Origin of the sequence: Nocardioides bizhenqiangii, from assembly GCF_034661235.1 — a bacterium.
Taxonomy (GTDB): Bacteria; Actinomycetota; Actinomycetes; order Propionibacteriales; family Nocardioidaceae; genus Nocardioides; species Nocardioides bizhenqiangii.
In genome coordinates this window covers 918,733-937,319 of the sequence record NZ_CP141059.1, presented here as the reverse complement: position 1 = coordinate 937,319, position 18,587 = coordinate 918,733, and the positions used below count along the sequence as shown (strand labels likewise).

General features: G+C 70.9%; 22 protein-coding genes. 8 read left to right on the top strand and 14 right to left on the bottom strand.

Annotation, left to right across the window (positions count from 1 at the left end):
* Positions 1–97: 97 nt before the first annotated feature.
* From SHK19_RS04680 to SHK19_RS04665, 4 genes are all read left to right on the top strand, one after another.
* Positions 98–442 (top strand): hypothetical protein, encoded by a 345-nt coding sequence (locus SHK19_RS04680; RefSeq protein ID WP_322937968.1) that lies wholly within the window; start codon positions 98–100, stop codon positions 440–442.
* A gap of 52 nt (positions 443–494) precedes the next feature.
* Positions 495–860 carry a VOC family protein gene (locus SHK19_RS04675; protein WP_322456666.1) on the top strand — a complete coding sequence of 122 codons (366 nt, stop codon included), beginning with the start codon at positions 495–497 and terminating at the stop codon, positions 858–860.
* A gap of 72 nt (positions 861–932) precedes the next feature.
* A complete protein-coding gene (locus tag SHK19_RS04670) occupies positions 933–1,160 on the top strand; it encodes a YiaA/YiaB family inner membrane protein (protein WP_322456667.1) in 228 nt (75 codons plus the stop codon).
* 57 nt (positions 1,161–1,217) lie between these two features.
* Positions 1,218–2,573, top strand: coding sequence for an ABC1 kinase family protein (locus SHK19_RS04665; RefSeq protein ID WP_322456668.1), 1,356 nt, complete (start codon positions 1,218–1,220; stop codon positions 2,571–2,573).
* Between the two features lie 3 nt (positions 2,574–2,576).
* On the opposite strand, the gene SHK19_RS04660 is transcribed toward SHK19_RS04665, so the two are convergent.
* The 3 genes from SHK19_RS04660 to SHK19_RS04650 form a co-directional block, all read right to left on the bottom strand.
* Positions 2,577–3,113 (bottom strand): DinB family protein, encoded by a 537-nt coding sequence (locus tag SHK19_RS04660; protein ID WP_322456669.1) that lies wholly within the window; start codon positions 3,111–3,113, stop codon positions 2,577–2,579.
* Between the two features lie 214 nt (positions 3,114–3,327).
* A complete protein-coding gene (locus SHK19_RS04655; RefSeq protein WP_322456670.1) occupies positions 3,328–4,071 on the bottom strand; it encodes a VOC family protein in 744 nt (247 codons plus the stop codon).
* 46 nt (positions 4,072–4,117) lie between these two features.
* Positions 4,118–4,897, bottom strand: coding sequence for a TSUP family transporter (locus SHK19_RS04650; protein WP_322456671.1), 780 nt, complete (start codon positions 4,895–4,897; stop codon positions 4,118–4,120).
* Positions 4,898–4,916: 19 nt separating this feature from the next.
* Here SHK19_RS04650 and SHK19_RS04645 point away from each other — a divergent pair, with 19 nt between their 5' ends.
* Positions 4,917–5,762, top strand: a complete 846-nt coding sequence (locus tag SHK19_RS04645; RefSeq protein WP_322937967.1) for a cobalamin-binding protein — start codon at positions 4,917–4,919, stop codon at positions 5,760–5,762.
* A 20-nt stretch (positions 5,763–5,782) separates the two neighbouring features.
* Here SHK19_RS04645 and SHK19_RS04640 read toward each other — a convergent pair whose 3' ends face one another.
* The 4 genes from SHK19_RS04640 to SHK19_RS04625 all read right to left on the bottom strand — a co-directional run bounded on the left by SHK19_RS04640 (position 5,783) and on the right by SHK19_RS04625 (position 10,226).
* Positions 5,783–6,211, bottom strand: coding sequence for a VOC family protein (locus SHK19_RS04640; protein ID WP_322456673.1), 429 nt, complete (start codon positions 6,209–6,211; stop codon positions 5,783–5,785).
* A gap of 9 nt (positions 6,212–6,220) precedes the next feature.
* A complete protein-coding gene (locus tag SHK19_RS04635) occupies positions 6,221–6,676 on the bottom strand; it encodes an AraC family transcriptional regulator (protein ID WP_322456674.1) in 456 nt (151 codons plus the stop codon).
* Between the two features lie 10 nt (positions 6,677–6,686).
* Positions 6,687–8,699: a VWA domain-containing protein gene (locus SHK19_RS04630; RefSeq protein WP_322456675.1), complete on the bottom strand. Its 2,013-nt coding sequence runs from the start codon at positions 8,697–8,699 to the stop codon at positions 6,687–6,689.
* A gap of 117 nt (positions 8,700–8,816) precedes the next feature.
* Positions 8,817–10,226 (bottom strand): magnesium chelatase, encoded by a 1,410-nt coding sequence (locus SHK19_RS04625; RefSeq protein WP_322937966.1) that lies wholly within the window; start codon positions 10,224–10,226, stop codon positions 8,817–8,819.
* Between the two features lie 60 nt (positions 10,227–10,286).
* On the opposite strand from SHK19_RS04625, the gene SHK19_RS04620 reads away from it, so the two are divergent.
* Positions 10,287–11,105, top strand: coding sequence for an adenylate/guanylate cyclase domain-containing protein (locus SHK19_RS04620; protein WP_322938672.1), 819 nt, complete (start codon positions 10,287–10,289; stop codon positions 11,103–11,105).
* Between the two features lie 3 nt (positions 11,106–11,108).
* On the opposite strand, the gene SHK19_RS04615 is transcribed toward SHK19_RS04620, so the two are convergent.
* The gene (locus SHK19_RS04615; protein ID WP_322937965.1) at positions 11,109–12,296 is read right to left on the bottom strand and encodes a lipid-transfer protein; all 1,188 of its coding nucleotides are present in this window, start codon (positions 12,294–12,296) and stop codon (positions 11,109–11,111) included.
* A complete protein-coding gene (locus tag SHK19_RS04610) occupies positions 12,293–12,754 on the bottom strand; it encodes a Zn-ribbon domain-containing OB-fold protein (RefSeq protein ID WP_322456678.1) in 462 nt (153 codons plus the stop codon). Before SHK19_RS04610 ends, SHK19_RS04615 begins: the two co-directional genes overlap by 4 nt.
* Before the next feature lie 51 nt (positions 12,755–12,805).
* On the opposite strand from SHK19_RS04610, the gene SHK19_RS04605 reads away from it, so the two are divergent.
* Positions 12,806–13,552 carry a hypothetical protein gene (locus SHK19_RS04605; protein ID WP_322937964.1) on the top strand — a complete coding sequence of 249 codons (747 nt, stop codon included), beginning with the start codon at positions 12,806–12,808 and terminating at the stop codon, positions 13,550–13,552.
* A gap of 5 nt (positions 13,553–13,557) precedes the next feature.
* Here SHK19_RS04605 and SHK19_RS04600 read toward each other — a convergent pair whose 3' ends face one another.
* From SHK19_RS04600 to mshB, 4 genes are read right to left on the bottom strand one after another with little or no spacing between them, the layout of a single operon-like run.
* Positions 13,558–14,100, bottom strand: coding sequence for a 2'-5' RNA ligase family protein (locus SHK19_RS04600; protein ID WP_322937963.1), 543 nt, complete (start codon positions 14,098–14,100; stop codon positions 13,558–13,560).
* Positions 14,101–14,114: 14 nt separating this feature from the next.
* Positions 14,115–15,896 carry a VanW family protein gene (locus tag SHK19_RS04595; protein WP_322456681.1) on the bottom strand — a complete coding sequence of 594 codons (1,782 nt, stop codon included), beginning with the start codon at positions 15,894–15,896 and terminating at the stop codon, positions 14,115–14,117.
* A 35-nt stretch (positions 15,897–15,931) separates the two neighbouring features.
* A complete protein-coding gene (locus tag SHK19_RS04590) occupies positions 15,932–16,282 on the bottom strand; it encodes a hypothetical protein (RefSeq protein WP_322937962.1) in 351 nt (116 codons plus the stop codon).
* On the bottom strand, positions 16,279–17,199 hold the full coding sequence (mshB, locus tag SHK19_RS04585) for an N-acetyl-1-D-myo-inositol-2-amino-2-deoxy-alpha-D-glucopyranoside deacetylase (protein ID WP_322937961.1): 921 nt from the start codon (positions 17,197–17,199) through the stop codon (positions 16,279–16,281). The genes SHK19_RS04590 and mshB overlap by 4 nt, the downstream gene beginning before the upstream one ends.
* A 25-nt stretch (positions 17,200–17,224) precedes the next feature.
* On the opposite strand from mshB, the gene SHK19_RS04580 reads away from it, so the two are divergent.
* Positions 17,225–18,313: a hypothetical protein gene (locus tag SHK19_RS04580; RefSeq protein WP_322456684.1), complete on the top strand. Its 1,089-nt coding sequence runs from the start codon at positions 17,225–17,227 to the stop codon at positions 18,311–18,313.
* Here the strand turns inward: SHK19_RS04580 and SHK19_RS04575 are convergent, their stop codons facing one another.
* Positions 18,314–18,586, bottom strand: a complete 273-nt coding sequence (locus SHK19_RS04575) for a hypothetical protein (protein ID WP_322937960.1) — start codon at positions 18,584–18,586, stop codon at positions 18,314–18,316. It lies immediately after the preceding gene.
* Between the last annotated feature and the right edge of the window lies 1 nt (position 18,587).

The window sequence follows — 18,587 nt, the reverse complement described above, 5'->3', positions numbered from 1 at the left end:
AAGTACCTTGCCTGACACCCGGGTCGCCGTCGCGGCTCGCGGGAGCGCTTGACCTCCTCCGATGCGGGTACCGCACGAGCGGAGGGAGGTGAGCACGATGAAGCTTCTTCGTGCTCTGGTTGGTTCGTTGCTGTGGGTACTTGCGGGCATCCTCGGTCTCGTCGGTGTGGTGCTGTGCGCGACGCTCATCCTGCTGCCGGTCGGAATTCCGGTGCTGATGCTGGCGCGCAAGCTGTTCGCCTACTCAATGGTGTTCTTCGTGCCGCGCAAGGTGAGGCACCCCGTGGAGGAGCTCGGGAAGTCCGCGCGGAGCAAGGGCTCGGACGCCGTCGAGTCGGTCAAGGACACGGACGTCGACCTGAGCCCGGCCCGCAAGCGCGCCGGGAAGCTGCTGAAGGCGGGACGGTCCTTCCTGGAGGCCCAGCGCAAGCGGGTCGCCTGAGGGCGCCCAACGCGCTCGATCGATGTCGGTGCCCACGCCTAGCGTGCCCGGCATGGCTATCGCACGCTTTCCCGGACTGGTGATCGACTGCCCCGACGCGGCCGCCCTCGCGACGTTCTACGGCGCGATGCTCGAGTGGGACGTCAAGGTCGACGAGGGCGACGACTGGGCAGAGATCCGGCCGGCCGACGGGTCCAACTGCATCTCATTCCAGCAGGTTGCGGACTTCCGCGCACCTATGTGGCCGGGCCAGGGCGGGCCTCAGCAGATGCACCTCGACGTCATCGTCGACGACCTCGACGAGGGCGAGGCCGCGGTGGTCGGGCTGGGTGCGACGAAAGCCGACCACCAGCCCGGCAACAGCTTCCGGGTGTTCCTCGACCCGGCCGGCCATCCGTTCTGCATCTGCGTCGACTGAGTCACCTCAGCGATCAGGTTTTGAGTACGCCGACTCAGGCGGAGCGCCCGTCGTACGCCCGAGGCTTGGGGCATGACCAAGACGACCTACGCGTTCTACCTGCAATCGGCGATCTCCTTCGGCGCCGCTCTCCTGTTCCTCATCGGGGGCATCTACTTCCTGCCGGCCGACGGCTGGATCCGTGCCTTCCTGTGCCTCGGCGCCCTGTTCCTGGTGAACTCGTCGTTCGCGCTCGCCAAGTGCGTGCGCGACCAGCAGGAGACGCGGGCGGTCGAGGGGCAGGTCGCGCCGTACCGGTGACCGGTCCGCACGTGTGCCCGCGACCCGGGCTCACCAACGATCCGCGAGAATGACGTCATGGCCGACCTCCCTCGCACCGCAGCCGCGCGCACCGCTCGCCTGGCCAGGCTCCCGCTCGGGTACGCCGGCCGCACGGCGATCGGGTTCGGCAGGCGACTCGGGGGTGCGCCCGCCGAGGCGGTGATGAACGACATCCAGCAGCGGACGGCGGAGCAGCTGTTCCGCACGTTGGGTGAGCTCAAGGGCGGGGCGATGAAGTTCGGCCAGGCCTTGTCGATCCTCGAGGGTGCGCTGCCGGAGGAGATGGCGGCGCCCTACCGCGAGCACCTGACCAAGCTGCAGGACTCCGCGCCGCCGATGCCGACCCAGACCGTGCGCGACATCCTGTCCGCCGACCTCGGTCCCGACTGGAAGACCAAGCTGGTCTGGCTCGACGGTGGGCCGGCCGCCGCCGCGTCGATCGGGCAGGTGCACAAGGGGCGCTGGCACGACCCGGAGACGGGGCACTCCCGCGAGGTCGCGGTGAAGGTGCAGTACCCCGACGCGCGCGCCGCCATCGACTCCGACCTCAAGACGCTCGCCCGGGCGGCGCGCACGATCGCGCCGCTGATGCCCGGCGTCGACATCAAGCCGCTGATCGAGGAGATCCAGGCGCGGGCCATGGAGGAGCTCGACTACCCCCTCGAGGCGGAGGCACAGCGGACGTTCGCGGCGGCGTTCGCCGACGACCCCGAGATCGTCGTGCCCGAGGTGGTCGCGGTCGGACCGCGGGTGCTCATCACCGAGTGGCTCGAGACGCCGGCATCGCTGGCCACAGTGATCACCAGCGGGACACCGGAGGAGCGCGACCACTACGGCGAGCTCTACGTGCGGTTCCTCTTCTCTGGGCCGGCTCGCACCGGCCTGCTGCATGCCGACCCGCACCCGGGGAACTACCGGATCATCCCGAACGCCGACGGGTCGCCGGGCCGGCTCGGGGTGCTCGACTACGGCGCGGTGGCGCGCCTGTCCGAGGGCGGCCTGCCCGAGCCGCTGGGCCGGCTGGTCCGGCTGTGCGCGGACGGCGACGGCGACGCGCTCCTCGCCGGGCTCCGCGAGGAGGGGTTCCTCAAGGAGCGGATCAATCTCGACCCGCAGCTGCTGATGGACTACCTCGCGCCGTTCGTCGAGCCTGGGCGGACCGAGCGGTTCCGGTTCTCGCGGGCGTGGATGCGCGAGCAGTTCCAGCGGCTGAACAACCCGAAGGACCCGACCTACGCGGTCACGATCAAGCTCAACCTGCCGCCGTCGTACCTCCTCATCCACCGCACCTGGCTCGGCGGCGTCGGGGTGATGAGCCAACTGGAGGCCGAAGCGCCGTTCCAGGCGATCATGGCGGAGTACCTCCCCGGCTTCGCCGAGCCGGCCGCCTGACCGCTACTCCCCCGTCACGCCGTCGATCGACTCCCGCAGCAGGTCGGCGTGGCCGTTGTGCCGTGCGTACTCCTCGATCATGTGGAGCAGGATCCAGCGCAGGGTGAAGTACCCGTCTCCCCTCCTCGACGGCTGCACCGAGCGGGTGTCGAGCCCGGTCGGCTTCGCGACGGCCTCGTCGATGGCCCGGTCGGCGCGGGCCAGGGCGTCGTCGAAGAGCGCCATCAGCGCCTCCGGACCGTCGTCGGCACCGGTCCGCCACTCCCAGTCGGGATCGGCATCCCAGTCGACGTCAGGAAACGGCGGCATCAGGTCACCGCCCGCGAGCACCACCTCGAACCAGTCCGACTCCACCAGCGCGAGGTGCTTGACCATCCCGCCCAGTGTCATCGAGCTCGGCGGGAGCGTCTGACCGAGCTGCTCCCGGGTGAGCCCGGCGACCTTCCACCGAAGCGTGTCGCGGTGGTAGTCGAGGAAGGCACGCACCATCGTGGCCTCGTCGGCTTCGAGCGGTGGGTCGGTCCGGGAAGCAGCGTCCATGGCCGCGACGCTAGGGCACGTCTCCTTGTCCCGCGCCTGCTACGCGACGTTTCCGCCTCGATCTGGCTGCGTTGGCGTCGCTCGATGGGCGGACAAGCACGACTTCGCTCCGCCGCCTTGCCAGATCGGCCGGAAACGCCGCTCGCGACGCCGCCGGACAAGGAGACGTGCCCTAGCCGCGACCGACAACAGCCGCACCCTGGTTTGCGGATCGTCAGCCGGGCAGGCCGGTGGCGGGTTTGCGGTCGGTGATGCAGTAGACGCGCCCGTTCGGATCGGCGAGCACCGTCCACCCCTCGTGCACGGCAACCACAGCCGCCCCGCGGCCGACGTGGCGGGCGGTCTCGGCGCTGCGATCGGTCGTGGCCCAGTCCAGGTGCGCACGGACATCACCGGTCTGCTCGCCGAGCCGTTGGAGCAGCAGCCGGAGCGGGTGCCCCTCGGGACGCAGCAGCGAGTGGAACTCCGTCGACACCGACGAAGCCCGCTCCTCCCAACCGGTCAGGTCCCGCCAGAACTCGCTCTCGCGCTCGTACGACGACGCCGGGATGTCGAGGCACACCTGGTCGAGGAGCGAGGAGTGCCCGTCGGGCCAGGCGGTCGGTCCGGGCCGGGTCGATGCCCGGTGCGGCACGAAGCAGAACGTGAATCCGCCGGGAGATCGCAGGACCACGTACCCGTGGTCGGCGACCTCGGTCGCCCCGAGGTCGATCGCGTCGTCGGCGGCGGCGCGTGGGGCTTCGACGTGCAGGTCGAGATGGATCCGGTCCGCCCCGGTCTCCAGCCGCTGCACGCGGAGGAAGGCAGCGCCGTCGCCCGGCACGAGGGTGGCGAACTCGTCGGCGTCGCCGCGGCGACTGCTGACGTCGTACTCCGTCAGGGCGGACCAGAAGCGGACGCCGTCGTCGAAGCCGTCCGGGGCGAAGTCGAGGAAGGCAGTGATCCAGGTGGGCGGCACGCCAGCCAACCTACGACCCGCTACCGACGCTCACGAGTCACCAGGGTCACCAGGCGCCGAACACGTCACCGCCGATGCGGACGATGAACGCGGAGACGACGACGATGAAGAACACGCGGACGAACTTGGCTCCCCTGTCGACCGCCGTCCGCGCACCGAGGTAGCCGCCGGCGAGGTTGCACACGCCCATCAGCAGCCCGACCTTCCACAGGACCGCCCCGGTAGGGATGAAGAGCAGCAGGGCGCCGAGGTTGGTGGCCCAGTTCGCGAGCCGGGCCTTCGCCGACGCCTCGAGGAAGTCGTAGCCGAGCAGGCCGACCAGCGCGATCACGAAGAAAGTGCCGGTGCCCGGACCGAGCGCGCCGTCGTAGAACCCGATCACGGCACCGACCGCCATCGCCGCGGCCAGGTGCTGGCCGCCGGCGAACCGCAGCAGGGTCTCCTCCCCGAGGTCGGGCTGGAGCACGACGTACGCCCCGAGCACGATCAGGACGACGAGCACGATCGGCTCGAACGCCTCGCGCGGGATCTGCGAGGCGACCAGCGCGCCGGCGAAGGAGCCGACCAGCGCGCAGATCATCAGCGGCCCGAAGGTGCGGGGGTCGGGCCGGATCCGCCGGTAGTACGTCGCCGAGGCCGCCGTCGTCCCGCAGATGGAGGCCACCTTGTTGGTAGCGAGGATCTGGACCGGCGACGCGCCCGGAAGGCCGATGAGCAGCGCGGGCAGCTGGATCAGCCCGCCGCCGCCCACGACCGCGTCCACGAACCCGGCCGCCAGCGCGGCCAACCCGAGGAGGACGAGGACGGTCACGGTGGGATCGGACATCGCCCCTATTGTCGGGGGCGTGCGAATCGTGTCGTTGCTGCCCTCCACCACCGAGATCCTGTTCGCGATCGGAGCGGGCGACGACGTGGTCGGCGTGACCTTCGAGTGCGACCACCCGGAAGAGGCGCGGGACCGACGGATCGTGTCGACGTCGGCCATGCCGGAGGGGTTGACGCCGCGGGAGATCGATGAGTACGTCGTTGACGCGATGCGTCGTGGCGAGGACCTCTACCACCTCGATGCCGGCGCGCTCGCCGGGCTCGACGCCGATCTCGTGGTGACCCAGGACCTGTGCGCGGTGTGCGCGGTCGACGTGTCGGTCGTCGACGACGCGCTCGCCCACCTCGGTTGTACCGCCGAGGTGCTCACCTGCGACCCGCACACCCTTGACGAGGTGCTGGAGTCGATCGTGACGCTGGGCCGCGCGACCGGCCGGGAGGACGAGGCGGTCGCGCTCGTCGCTGCGCAGCGGGACCGCGTCGCGGCGGTCCGCGCGCGGGTGGCGGGGCGTGACCGGCCGCGCGTCGTGCTCCTCGAGTGGACGGACCCGCCGTTCGCCCCGGGCCACTGGATCCCCCAGATGATCGAGCTCGCGGGCGGCGAGTGCGTGCTCGGCACCGCGGGCGAGAAGTCGGTGCGGACGACGTGGGAGGCCGTCACCGACGCCCGGCCCGACCTGATCGTGTTGGCTCCTTGCGGCTACGACCGCGCGGGTGCGCAGGAGCTCGCCGACGACGTCGTACGACGCGGACGCCTACCCGCCGGTGTCCCTGTGCACGCCGTCGACGCCAACGCGTCCTGGGCGCGGCCCGGCACGCGGCTGGTCGACGGGATCGAGGAGCTGGCCGCCGTCCTGCACCCCTGAGCGCGTCCGTCGACGGATGGTCAGTCGAAGTCGGCGGCGCTGTAGTCCTTCGGCTCGACGAGCACCATCCAGTTGCCGCTGTTGTCGCGGATGACCGCCTCGACGCCGTAGGGGCGCTCCTCGGGCTCCTGGATGAACTGGACGCCCTGCTCGCGGAGCTCGTCGGCCGTCTTGCGGCAGTCGTCCACGTTGAGGCCGAGCCCGTGCATGCCACCCTCGTCGAGCGCGCGGTTGATCGCCTCGACCATCTCCGGCGAGTGAGGGGGACCCGGGACGGTCAGGTGCACCTGGAGCTCGGGCTGGCTCGGGTGGACGACGGTGCACCAGCGGTAGCCGTCACCGAGGGTGATGTCGGTCCCCTCGTCGAACCCGAGGACCTCGAGGTAGAACTTCTTGGACTCGTCGACGTCCTTGACGAAGACACTCGTGATGCCGATGTTCGTGATCATGCCTCGACGCTAGTTGCGGTCGTCGACAACTGGCTTCTCCTGGCTTGCGGAGCGCGCCCGCTCCGCGAGGCCCCACATCAGGACGAAGCAACCGGGTATCCGCGGGGCCTCCGCACCCCACCGTTCCTGGAACGCCTTCGGCGTCTCCCCCACCACCTGCCGGAACCGCGAGCTGAACGAGCCGAGGCTTGCGAACCCGACGGCGTGACAGACCTCGGTCACGGTCAGGTTGGTGGCACGCAGCAGGTCCTGGGCGCGCTCGATCCGACGCTCGGAGAGGTACGCCGCGGGGGTGCGGCCGTACGTCGCGGTGAAGAGGCGATGGAAGTGGAACTTGCTGATGCCCGCGGTGCGGGCGAGGTCGTCGAGGTCGAGCGGCTCCGCGTAGTGCCGGTCGATCCGGTCGCGAGCACGGCGGAGATGGATGAGCACGTCGCCCGGTGCGCGGCCGACCGGTCTGCTCATGGCATCCCCATCAGCCGACCCAGAACCCCCGGCCGCCGAACCAGTCGCCGTACGAACCGGGGCCGAACCGGTCCTGCGGGGCGCGGGAGCCGAGGTAGGAGCCGACGACGGCGGCGCCGAGGTCGTCGCTCTCGGGGGCGATCACCGTGCCCTCGGCACGGCGGGCCATCGAGTCGATGAAGCGGGCGAGGCCGGGATCGTCGCCGAGGCGGAAGAAGGTGGTCTGCGCGCCGAGCCGGCGGGCGTTGTCGAGCTCGCGCACGGCGAGCGCGATCGTCATCGGGTGGGGCGGGTAGCTGAAGAACACCTCGCCGTCGGGCTCGAGGTGGGACGTCGGCTCACCGTCGGTGACGATGAGCAGCACCGGCTGCGCGTTGGGATGCTTGCGGAAGTGCCGGTTGGCGAGCAGCAGGGCGTGGTGGAGGTTGGTGCCCTTCGCCCAGCGGGCGTCGAGCGCGGTGAGCTGCTCAATGTCCATCGTCTCCGCGTGCCGACCGAACCCGATCAGCTCCAGCGAGTCGCCGCGGAACCGGGTGCCGATGAGCGTGTGCAGCGCCAGCGCCGTGCGCTTCATCGGGACCCAGCGGCCGTCCATCGCCATCGAGAAGCTGGTGTCGACGCACAACGCCACCGCGGCCTGCGTGCGGGCCTCGGTCTCGGCGACCTCGACGTCCTCGATCGACAGCCGCGGACCCGACGGATCACCAGCCCGTCGCAGCGCGCCGTTGAGCATCGTCCTCGGGATGTCCCACGGCTCGGTGTCACCGAACACCCACTGCCGCGTCGACCCCGACAGCTCGCCCGCCGCACCGGCTTGGCGCAGGTCGCGCTGTCCCTGCCGGCCCGAGAGCCGCTGGGCCACGTCGCGCAGCAGCGCCTTGCCGAGCTGGCGCATCGCCTTCGGGGTCAGCCGGAGCTCGCCGTCGAAGCCCCGCTCCATCGTGCCGGTCTTCCGGAGCGCGCGCTCGAGCTCCTGGAGGCGCCGGGCGTCGACGGCGGCCTGGTCGCCGAGCTGGCGGGCCAGCTTGTCGAGGTCGACGTCATCGAGCCGGGCGCCGCCGTACGACTGGGAGAGCTGGTCCGAGAGGGCGTCGAGGTCGGCGAGGTCCTGCAGCATCCCAGTGCCGTCGCCCAGGCCGACCCCCTGGTCGCCCTGGAACCGCTCCGAACCGTTCCAGTCCTCCCCTGGCCGCAACGCCTGCAGGTTGCCGTCGAGGCGGGCGAGCTGCTGCGTCAGCTGCGGGGACCCGAACGCCTGCGCGGACAGCTGCATCAGCTCCTCGCGCTGCTCGGCGCTCATCGAGTTGAGCATCCGCTGCGCGGCGGCCGACCGCTGGGCCATCGCGTCGATCAGCTCGTCGACGTTCTGGGGGTTCCCATTAGGCCCAGTGAAGAAGTCTCCATGTTTACTCATGAAGTCGTCGAAGTCCTGCTGGGTGTCCTCACCCGCGGCATGCTTCTCCAGCAGCTCGTTGAGGTCCGTCAGCATCTCCTGGATCGCCGCCCGGTCCTCGTCGGTCGCGCCCTCGAGGGCCTGCTTCATGCCGGCGAACCGCTGGTCGAGCAACTCGCGGCCGAGCAGGTCCTTGATCTCCTCGTAGGCCTGCCGGGCGTCCGGCGACTGCCAGTCGTAATCGGACAGCTCGGTGACCGCGGCCGCCGTCGACGTCGGGAGGTTGTCGAGACGCATCTCCCGGAACGCGCGATCGCCGTCGTCCATCATCGCGTCGCGGGCCAGCTGCTTGCGCTCCTCGAGCACGGCCCGCTCCAGCAGCTCACGTACCTGCGCGAGCGTGCCGTCGAGGTTGTGCTGCTGGAGGATGTCGCGGCGCCGTTCGGCCACCCGGCGGGCGAGGTCGTCGAGCCCGTCACGGTCCTGTCCGCCGCGGCGGAGGAACTCCTGCATCGCCCGCTCCGGGCTGTAGCCGGCCATGACGTCCTCGCCGATGGCGTCGAGGGCCTCGGCGATGTCGACGGGCGGGGCGAGCGGGTCGCCGCCGTCGTACCGGCGGTAGCGGCTCATGTCCGGCGCTGCCTAGCTTTTCGGGGTCCCCGCGGCGTTGTTCGCCGGAGGATTGAGTGTGCGGGTTCGCTGCAGAGTGCGGACCGGTTGGGGGAGACGGAGAACGTCGTGGGGTGTCTAGCCATAGATCGTCTCGCTCCCGTCGGTGTCCTTGCCGATCTTGCGGGCCAGGAACAGGCCTTCGAGGGCGAGCTCGATCGCGCAGGCGCGCTCGCCGTCCGTCTGGCCGCCGCCGGCACCCAGCACCCGCTCGCAGACCTCGTCGTAGAGCTCGGACTCGCCCAAGACCGGCAGGCCTGCGAGCACGTCGCGCGCGGAGACGCCCGACCCGGTGATCACGGTCGCGCCCTCCTCGATCGCCTCCACGAGCAGCGCGAAGTCGAGACCGCGGAAGTGCTCGCGGACGGTCTCGGCGGTCGCCGTGCGGAGCAGGTGGGTGAGGATCTCGGCCTCCCGGCCCTCCTCGCCCGACTCGAACTCGATCTTGCCGCCGAGCACGTCGACCGCGGTCTCCAGGTCAACGACGCGGGCGACGGCGACGTCCTCACCGAGCAGGGTCGCCCGGCGCAGGGCGGACGCCGCGATGGTCTCGGCGCCGGCGATCGCGAACCGCGCCGAGACGCCGGAGCGCTGGTCGACCGCGGTCGACTCCCGCAGGTTGCGGGTGAACCTGGCGAGGACCTCGAGCAGGGGCTCGGGTACGTCGGCGACGAGATGTGCCTCTTGGCGGATCACGGCCATCTCGGCGTCGAGCTCGCTCGGGTAGTGGGTGCGGATCTCCGCGCCGAACCTGTCCTTGAGCGGCGTGATGATCCGGCCGCGGTTGGTGTAGTCCTCGGGGTTGGCCGAGGCCACCACGAGCACGTCGAGCGGGAGCCGCAGGACGTAACCGCGGATCTGGATGTCGCGCTCCTCCATCACATTGAGCATCGCGACCTGGATCCGCTCGGCCAGGTCCGGGAGCTCGTTGATCGCGACGATCCCACGGTGGCTGCGCGGGATGAGACCGAAGTGGATGGTCTCGGGGTCCCCGAGCGACCGGCCCTCGGCCACCTTCATCGGGTCCACGTCGCCGATCAGGTCGGCGACCGAGGTGTCGGGCGTGGCCAGCTTCTCGGCGTAGCGCTCCGTGCGGTGGCGCCACGAGATCCGCAGCTCGTCGCCGTGCGCGGCGAGGGCGGACTTCGATCCCACGGTGATCGGCTCGTAGGGGTGCTCCCCCAGCTCGGAGCCGGAGATGACGGGGGTCCACTCGTCGAGCAGGCCGACGATCGTCCGCAACAGGCGGGTCTTGCCCTGGCCGCGCTCGCCCAGGAGGACCACGTCGTGCCCGGCGAGCAGGGCCCGCTCGAGCTGCGGGACGACCGTGGACTCGAAGCCGTGCAAGCCGGGCCACGGATCCTCGCCGGCGGCGAGCTTCCTCAGCAGGTTGTCGCGGATCTCCTCGCGGAGCGTCTTCAGGACGTGCCCCGAAGCACGCAGCTCACCGAGGGTGGCGATCGCGGGGGCACCAAGTTCGTTGGCCACGAACTCACGCTACCCAGGGGAGCAACAGCCGCGGGCAATAAAGTGACGCCCGTGACGGTCATGCTCGCAGTGCTGTGCGTGATCCTGCTGGCCGCCGTGATCGCCCTGGCGGTCGTCGTACGACGCCAGCAGGTCGACCTCACCGCGCACGTCGCGCACGTCGAGCAACTCGAGGCCGACCTCGACGCCGCGCTCCGTCCGCGACCGGCGCAGAACCCGACCGAGCGCGCGATCAGCCGGATGATCCGGACCGCCAGCAAGGTGCGGGAGCAGGGCATCACCGGCGTCATCCAGAGCACCATCGAGGAGATGACCGCGTGGGCGCGCGAGGAGGAAGCAGAGATCGTGCACATGGCGGCGCCCGACGGCACTGTGACCATCTGCTTCTCCGACATCGAGAACTCCACCCAGCTCAACGCCCGGATGGGCGACAAGACCTGGGTACGGGTGCTGGAGGCACACGACTCGGTCCTGCGGGGACGGATCGCGCGGTACCGCGGGCAGGTCGTGAAGACCGCCGGTGACGGCTTCATGTTCGTCTTCCGCGACCCCGAGGCCGCCTGTCGCGCCGCGGTGGGGATCCAGAGCGACCTGCGGCGCCCGTCCGAGGTGCTCCGCCGGCACGGCAAGGTCCGGGTCCGGATCGGGATCCACACGGGCCAGGTGGTCGCCAAGGACGGCGACTACTTCGGCGAGAACGTCGCCCTCGCCGCCCGGGTCGCCGACCTCGCCTCCGGCGGCGAGGTGCTCTGCAGCGACGCCGTCCGCGCGGCGCTGGACGACGACGCCGCGGTCGCGCTGATCGACCCGACCGACCCCATCGAGCTCAAGGGACTCCCGGGCGAGCACGTCGTGTGGCGGGTCGTTCCGGCCGGATAGATCTCAGCGGACGAGCAGCACCGACGAGCCGTGGCCGAAGAGCCCCTGGTTGGCGGTGATCCCGACCCGGGCGCCGTCGACCTGGCGACCGGTGGCCTGGCCGCGGAGCTGCCAGGTGAGCTCGCAGACCTGGGCCAGCGCCTGGGCCGGCACCGCCTCGCCGAAGCAGGCGAGCCCGCCGGACGGGTTGACCGGGATCCGGCCGCCGACGGTCGTGTCGCCGGCGCGGAGCAGCACCTCGGCCTCGCCGCGCTTGCAGAGGCCCAGGTCCTCGATCCAGTCCAGCTCGAGGGCGGTCGACAGGTCGTAGACCTCGGCGACGTCGACGTCGTCGGGGCCGATGCCGGCCTCCTCGTAGGCCGCGTGGGCGATCGACTCCTTGAAGCTCCGCTCCGGCGCCCCGCCAGCCGCGTGATCGGTCGCCAGCAGCGGCATGTCGATCACCGCGTTGGGGAAGGTCGGCGTGACCGTCGAGACCGCCTCCACGCGCACCGGGTCGGCGATGCCGTGCCGTCGGGCGTAGTCGAGGCTGGTCAGCACGACGGCCGCGGCGCCGTCGGACGTCGCGCAGATGTCGAGCAGGTGGAGAGGGTCGGACACGATCGCCGAGCCGAGCACGTCGGCGACCGCGACCTCCTTGCGGTAGCGGGCATTGGGGTTCTCCAGTCCGTGCCGGGCGTTCTTCACCTTCACCTGCGCGAAGTCCTCGATGGTCGCGCCGTAGAGATCCATCCGCCGGCGCGCGTAGAGCGCGAAGTACGCCGGGTTCGTCATGCCCAGCAGCCGGAACCGCAGCCAGTCGGGATCGGTCCACCGCTCCCCCGCGTTCGGCGCCAGGAAGCCCTTCGGCGTGGTGTCGGCGCCGACGACCAGCGCGACCTCGCAGAGGCCGGCGAGGATCCGCGCCCGCGCAGTGTCGAGCGCCTGGGCACCCGTCGCACAGGCGGCGTACGACGTCGCGATCCGCGCGCCGTTCCAACCGAGCGCCGACGCGAAGGTCGAGCCCGCCACGTACCCGGCGTAGCCGTTGCGCACCGTCTCGCCACCGACCACGAAGTCGACGTCCCTCCACGCGATGCCGGAGTCGGCGAGCGCCTCACGGGCGGCGTGCACGCCGTACTCCACGAACGGGCGGCCCCACTTGCCCCACGGATGCATGCCCACGCCGGCGACGGCGATCGCGTTGCTCATTGGTCGGCCTCCTCGCCCAGCTCCACCACAGGCTTCCAGCGCCAGGTCGTGCGAGCGCCGGTCTCGTCCTCGTAGAGGGTCTCGACCACCAGCTCCACCTCCGCGCCGACCGCGAGGTCCGCGACGCCGTAGCCCTCGGCGACCTGGCCGAGCACCACCAGCCCCTCCGGCAGCTCGACAGCGGCCAGCGCGAACGGCTGGAACGGGTCGGTCGTGGGGATGTACGGCGCCGGCGGCTGGTACTGCGCGTCGGTGTAGGACCACACCCGGCCGATCCGGGACAGCTCCGCCGGCTCGTGCGTCTCGCCCTCGCACGCCGGGTTGCGGCAGAAGCTCGCGGCCTCAGCGGGCGGCGGCGGGAAGACGAGGGTGCCGCACGACGTGCACCGCGAGGCGACGAGCCGCGGGTCGTCACCGGTCGTGAACCACCCGGCCACCGCCGGCGTAGAGGTCGTCATCCGCCCACCTTCGGGAAAACTAGAACGTGTTCTCACTCTAGCGGATGCCAAATGCCCAACGAGACCGCGTTCGCGCCCTACGGTGACTCCGTGGCCAACGAGTCAGAGTCCGTGCCGCCGTCCGACTGGCTGCCGGAGCCGCCCGCGCGGCCGGCATCCGAGCCGCCAGCACGGTCGGCATCCGAGCCGCGGGCGGCCGGCACGCCGTACGTCAAGCTCCTGGTGACCTACGCCTGCGTCGTCGTGATGGGGATGGCGCTGACGTGGGCCTTCCTCTCCATGCGCGCGGTCGCCGGTGTCGGTGGCAGCTGTGGGAGCGGAGGCGCCTACGAGATCTCCACGCCCTGTCCCGACGGCTCGTGGTTGATCGCGCTGGGGATCCCGTTGCTGCTCGTCTCGATGTTCCTCGGATCGGGCGTCGGCATGTCGATCGGAGCCCCGGCGACGCTGCTGCCGATGTGGGCGCTGCTCTTCACCTCGCTCGGGTGGAACTTCCTCGAGTTCGGGTTCGCCGACGGCGTCGAGGTCGCGTTCCTCGTGTGCGGGGTGGTGTTCTGGGCGATGGCTCTCCCCGCGTGGTGGGCGATGTTCGCCGCCCTCAGGAGCAACCTCCGCGCGAAGCTCAAGCTCGATCCGGAGAGGAGCCCGACCAAGGCCGAGCGGAAGGCCGCCCGGGCGCGAGTCAGCATGTGGGCCGCCGGCTCGCTCGAGGGCAGCCTGTGGTGGTGGCTGATCTACGCCGTCCTGCTCGCCGGGGGCGCCCTGTTCGGCGTCGCGACCTACGCGGCCGCGGCCTGACCCGGTCAGCGCATCGCGATCCGGTCGTACTCCTCCGGCCGGCTCTTGCCCTGCGACCAGCGGGTCCGGATCAGCGACAGTCCGGGCACCGACCAGGGGCTGCCGGTCCAGTCCTCGAGGCACGCGAGCGCCCCGGACAGCAGGGTCGGTGACGAGGTCGGCGCGACGGACGCGAGCATGATCTGGAGGGAGAAGCGGCGCCGGTCGACGTAGAGTCCCAGCCGTTCGGCGGCCTCGGTCACGAAGCGCGCGAGATCGGCGACCGGCCCGGTGTCACCGCCGAGCGCGACGACGACCGTCGTCTCGTCCTCCAGGGTCACGTCCTGGAACCGCACGACCGGTCCCTCGGCGCCCTCGCAGGCGGAGCGCAGGACGCCGGCGAGCCGGTCGCAGTCGGGCGGGAGCAGGTTTCCGAAGGACACGATCGGGATGTCCAGGTGCTCCGGCGGCACTGGTGTCGTGCCGGGCACCTTCCGCAGCGCGTCCGTCGCCGTCCACAGCTCGGAGAGCGCCTCCTCCGGAGGCACGAGAGCGGCACGGAGCAGCATTCCCTGTCCTGCCTCTAGTCCTGCTTGGGCGGCCGCCCGCACACGACGGTGTCGGCGGCGGTGTAGGCGGTGTGGAACTCCTCGGTGTGGTGGACCGCGTCCTCGCCGTGCTCCCGGAACACCCGGGTCACGTCGACGTCGAAGCCGGAGTAACCGGTGAACGGCTCGCAGTCCGGTGTGGTCAGGTGCCGCGTGGCCGGCGCGCGGTAGTTGTAGCGCTCACTGGTGATCGACTCGATGTCCCACACCTTCGTCGAGTACATCTCGACGGTCACCACACCTTGGGTCGAGTACGTGCTCGGCGTGACCGTGGCGTGGATCAGCACGCCGTAGTCGGTGTCGTTGCGGAACTGCAGGTCGAGGTCGGGCCACGCGACCGTGGCTTCCCGACCCTCCGGGTAGCGGTCGATGTAGAACGAGTGCGGCTTGTGCTCGACGTCCTCGAGACCCGCGAAGAACATCGCGTTGAACGTGGTCGTCGCCATCTGCGAGACGCCACCGCCGTAGTCCTGCACCAGGACGCCGTTGGAGATCACGTAGCCGATGGTGAAGCCGTTCTCGGCGGTCCGCTCCCCCACGGTGTCGTTGAGGGAGAAGGTCTCACCTGGCTCGAGGATGGTGCCGTTGATCAGCTCGGCGGCGCGCCCGATGTTGGTGTTGCGGTAGTCGGCGTGCGGGTAGTACGTCGTGAACCCCGAGACCTTGCGCTTGATCCCGAGCGCCCTGGCCTCCTTGGTCGTGAAGTCGGCCTCGCGGACCGTGGCCTCGACCTTCCCGGTGCGCTCACCCTCGGGCGCCGACAGCAGGTCGGTGAACACCGCGACCACGTCGTCCGGCTCGAACTCGACACCGGGCTTCGCCGGGATCACCTTCGGTTCACCGTCGACGAGCTCGACGGTCGCGTCGACCGGCTCGCCGCTGCTCGTCGCGCCCTCGACCAGGCGGGTGATCTTGCGCTCGTCGATCTGCGGGACCAGCTCGCCGTCCTCGGGCACCATCGCGAGCGCGTCGGAGTACTGGCTCGGCTGCAACCGGACCTCGGACCGGCCGAAGACCAGGGTCACCGCCGACGCCATCGCAGGGTTGGCGAAGCCGTTGAGGGCCTCCTGGACGTCGGCGTCGTCGATGTCGGCCTCGGCCTCGGTGACCGTCAGCTCCACCGAGTCGTCCCCGTCGAGGTACGCCGCGGTGAGCGCCTCCCCCGCGGCCTCGGTGTCGACCGCCTCGCCCGGGACCGGGTCGACCACGGACACGCGGCCGTCCTCGAACTCGACGCGACCGTTCTTCGGCGGCACCCCGAGGCCCTCCGAGAGCTCGGCCAGCCGTGCGGACAGGAGGGAGTCGTCGACGTCGACGACCGCGTCGAGGTCGTCGCCGCCGGTGAAGTAGTCCCACTGCCGACCGGGGCTCCAGCTGTCCTCGGCTCCCGCAGCGTCGACGGTGGCGGCGTAGTCGATGGCGAGCCCGATCTCGTCGGGTCGCACGTCGGCGCCCCTGGTTCCTGAGCCTGTCGAAGGGCCGGCGACCTCGACCCGGATCGGCTCCGCTCCTCGAGCGGCGAACGCCTCCTGGAGCTCGGCGATCGCGTCCGCGCGGCTCATCCCACCGATGTCGACACCGGAGACCGTGGTGCCGAGCGGCACCTTGTCGCCGGCGACCTGATGGGCGGCCGCGTAGCCACCGGCCACCAGTGCCACGAGCAGCACGAGCACCAGCGCGACGACCTTGCCACCCAGCCGTTCGCGCTTCTCTGGCTTGCCGGACTTGCCCGCAGCGGCCTCTTCCAACAACGTCACGTCCTGCATCCTAGGAAGTCGATGCGGCGGGACCGTTAATCGCGGGGTTCCGGCGCCGCGTGGTGGCGTAGCCCGACGACGCCGCCGAGGAGCACCCCGACGCCCGCGCCGAGCAACAGGTAGCCGTTCGCCGACTGCTCAACCAGGTAGTCCCCCTCGGGACGCTGGACGGTCAGCACGACCACGGCGGCGGACCAGCCGAGCGCGAACGGCAGTCGCCGCCACCAGCCGCCCGGCATCGCCACCAGCAGGGCGACCGTCGTCAGAATACCGACCAGGAGACCCCACCAGTAGGTGTGCAGGGCGACGACGCAGACGCCGACGACGGCACCGCCGGCCAGGGCGAGGACCGCGACCGCGGGTCGCGCGACGTACGCGCCCTTCACCCCTCGATGCCGGCGAACAGGTCGGTCTCCCAGCCGTTGTCGCCGACCGGGCCGGGCTTGCCCTTGACCAGCCGGAACAGCTCGCGGCCCCAGACCAGCTGACCCTCGTTGTTCGACAGCGCGAAGAAGGGGCCGTCGGTCTCGATCTGGGTCGCATGGGCCGCGAGCGCGGCCATCTTCCGCTCGGTGAAGTCGACGGCGTCGATCTCGGTGGTGATGTCGGAGTCCGCGAGGAAGAACGGCGGCAGGTAGCCGTCGGGATCCATCCCCTCGAACGACGTCGAGTCGCCTGCTTCGCGGAGCTTCCGAAGGCCGTCGCGGAACCGGCTGTCGGACATGGCGCCCCAATAGATCTTCGCGATCTCCCACGCCTCCCCCAGGTCACGGCGGTACGACGGCACGGCGGCCAGCTGCGCGGCGTACATCGCGACCCGGTGGGCCTGGATATGGTCGGGGTGGCCGTAGCCGCCGAACTCGTCGTAGGTCACCAGCACCTGCGGCCGGACCTCGCGGATCACGCTGACCAGGTGGCTGGCGGCCTCGGTGAGGTCGGCGTGCCAGAAGGCGTTCTCGTGCACCTCGTCCGCAGGGATGGCGTGGCCGTCCTCGTGCCACTTCATGCCGGAGTCGCGGTAGGTGCCGAAACCGCCGAGGAACCGGTGGTCGGTGACGCCGAGCGCGGCCATCGCCGCGTCCAGCTCGCCGCGCCGGTGCAGGCCGAGCCCGTCGTCCTTGTCGGCGGCGAGGTGCTCGAGCTCGGGCACCAGGATCTCGCCCATCTCGCCGGCCGTGCAGGTCACCAGCGTCACGCCGCGACCCTCGGCGACGTACTTCGCCATCGTCGCGCCCTGGCCGATGGACTCGTCGTCGGGGTGGGCGTGGACCAGGAGCAGTCGGTGTGCCGCGAAGTCGGTCATGCCCACGAGCGTAATGATGGTCCCCATGCGTCTCGGTCGCCCCTCCCTCGTGCTCGCGCTGGTCGTGCCCACCGTCACCGGGTGCGGGCTCCTCGAGGGCGGCTCGACCGTCGACGACGCCTTCGAGGCCCTCCCCGCCGACGCCGTCACGGTCTCGTTCGTCGATCGCGGAGCGATGGCGGAGCGGCTCGACGTGGAGGGCACCGACCCCCGCGAGGTCAGCGACGCCGACGTCGACGACTACGGCCGTCTCTTCCAGGACGAGGAGAGCGCCGTCGCCGCCACCGCGTTGGACCCCTACCTGCGTGACATGAAGGACGCGCCGATCAACGCGTTCGACGTGGAGTGGGAGGCCCGGGTGTTCTGGGGCGCCGGTGATTCGGCGGCGGGCGCGACGGTGTGGAAGGTCGGCGACGACCTCGACTTCGAGGCGCTGGCGGCCGACCTCGAGGGCAAGGGTTACGGCGCGAGCAGTGCCGGCGACCTCACCGTCTACTCGATCGACGCTGCCGAGAGCGACGAGATCACCGCCACGGTCGGCGGCACCTATCCCGCGCCGCTCATGCTCAACGTCCTCCTCGACGAGGACGAGGAGGTGGTCGCGGCCGGGACCACTCCGGAGGCGCTGGAGGACCTCGCTGCGGTGATCGCCGACGACAGTGACTCGCTCGCCGACGCGGGCAGCATGGACGACCTCCTCGAGACCGCTGAGGACGATCCCGAGCTCGCCTGGATGACCACCGCTGAGGCGTCGGTGTGCATCGGCTCCGGTCCGGGGTTCCCCGAGGAGCTCGCAGACCAGTACGACGGTCTCGGTGTGCCCGAGGCACGCGCCCTCTTCGTCGCGGGCGACGACGCCGACGTGCTGCTGGCGCTGCAGTTCGCGAGCGCGGACGCTGCCGAGGACGACCTCGAGGAGCGCGAGGCTCTGATCGAGGACGGCCTCGACCTCCGATCCCAGCGGCCCTTCGACGACCTCGGCGACTTCTCGGTCGACCAGGACGGCGAGTTCGTCCTCATCGAGGAGGACTTCGACGGCGGTGCGCGACAGGCGACCGTCGCGGAGTCGGCCAGCTCCGGGCCCGGCGTGTGCCTGGCCGAGGACGCCGGCTGATCAGGTCCCGGGCCGCTTGACCTTCTTCGGCTCGTCCGGCAGCGGCAGCGGCTCGACGGGGGTCTCCTCGTCGAGGTCCAGCCAGCCGTCGTACGTCTCCACCAGCATCTCCAGCTGGATCATCGGCGCGTCGGTGACGACCGCCCACGGGTGGTCCTCGTCGTCGTCCTCGCCGGCCAGCCGCTCGCGGACCACGGTGGCCTCGAAGCCGCCGCGGACGAGCGCCAGGGCGGCCGCCCGCGCGTCGTCCTCCTCGAAGAAGATGCCCCTCACG

What these genes read in the sequence shown, in the direction of transcription:
- SHK19_RS04680 (WP_322937968.1), top strand. Translation starts at nt 98, where the DNA reads ATGAAGCTTCTTCGTGCTCTGGTTGGTTCGTTGCTGTGGGTACTTGCG.
- SHK19_RS04675 (WP_322456666.1), top strand. Translation starts at nt 495, where the DNA reads ATGGCTATCGCACGCTTTCCCGGACTGGTGATCGACTGCCCCGACGCG.
- SHK19_RS04670 (WP_322456667.1), top strand. Translation starts at nt 933, where the DNA reads ATGACCAAGACGACCTACGCGTTCTACCTGCAATCGGCGATCTCCTTC.
- SHK19_RS04665 (WP_322456668.1), top strand. Translation starts at nt 1,218, where the DNA reads ATGGCCGACCTCCCTCGCACCGCAGCCGCGCGCACCGCTCGCCTGGCC.
- SHK19_RS04660 (WP_322456669.1), bottom strand. Translation starts at nt 3,113, where the DNA reads ATGGACGCTGCTTCCCGGACCGACCCACCGCTCGAAGCCGACGAGGCC.
- SHK19_RS04650 (WP_322456671.1), bottom strand. Translation starts at nt 4,897, where the DNA reads ATGTCCGATCCCACCGTGACCGTCCTCGTCCTCCTCGGGTTGGCCGCG.
- SHK19_RS04640 (WP_322456673.1), bottom strand. Translation starts at nt 6,211, where the DNA reads ATGATCACGAACATCGGCATCACGAGTGTCTTCGTCAAGGACGTCGAC.
- SHK19_RS04635 (WP_322456674.1), bottom strand. Translation starts at nt 6,676, where the DNA reads ATGAGCAGACCGGTCGGCCGCGCACCGGGCGACGTGCTCATCCATCTC.
- SHK19_RS04630 (WP_322456675.1), bottom strand. Translation starts at nt 8,699, where the DNA reads ATGAGCCGCTACCGCCGGTACGACGGCGGCGACCCGCTCGCCCCGCCC.
- SHK19_RS04620 (WP_322938672.1), top strand. Translation starts at nt 10,287, where the DNA reads ATGCTCGCAGTGCTGTGCGTGATCCTGCTGGCCGCCGTGATCGCCCTG.
- SHK19_RS04615 (WP_322937965.1), bottom strand. Translation starts at nt 12,296, where the DNA reads ATGAGCAACGCGATCGCCGTCGCCGGCGTGGGCATGCATCCGTGGGGC.
- SHK19_RS04610 (WP_322456678.1), bottom strand. Translation starts at nt 12,754, where the DNA reads ATGACGACCTCTACGCCGGCGGTGGCCGGGTGGTTCACGACCGGTGAC.
- SHK19_RS04605 (WP_322937964.1), top strand. Translation starts at nt 12,806, where the DNA reads ATGCCCAACGAGACCGCGTTCGCGCCCTACGGTGACTCCGTGGCCAAC.
- SHK19_RS04600 (WP_322937963.1), bottom strand. Translation starts at nt 14,100, where the DNA reads ATGCTGCTCCGTGCCGCTCTCGTGCCTCCGGAGGAGGCGCTCTCCGAG.
- mshB (WP_322937961.1), bottom strand. Translation starts at nt 17,199, where the DNA reads ATGACCGACTTCGCGGCACACCGACTGCTCCTGGTCCACGCCCACCCC.
- SHK19_RS04580 (WP_322456684.1), top strand. Translation starts at nt 17,225, where the DNA reads ATGCGTCTCGGTCGCCCCTCCCTCGTGCTCGCGCTGGTCGTGCCCACC.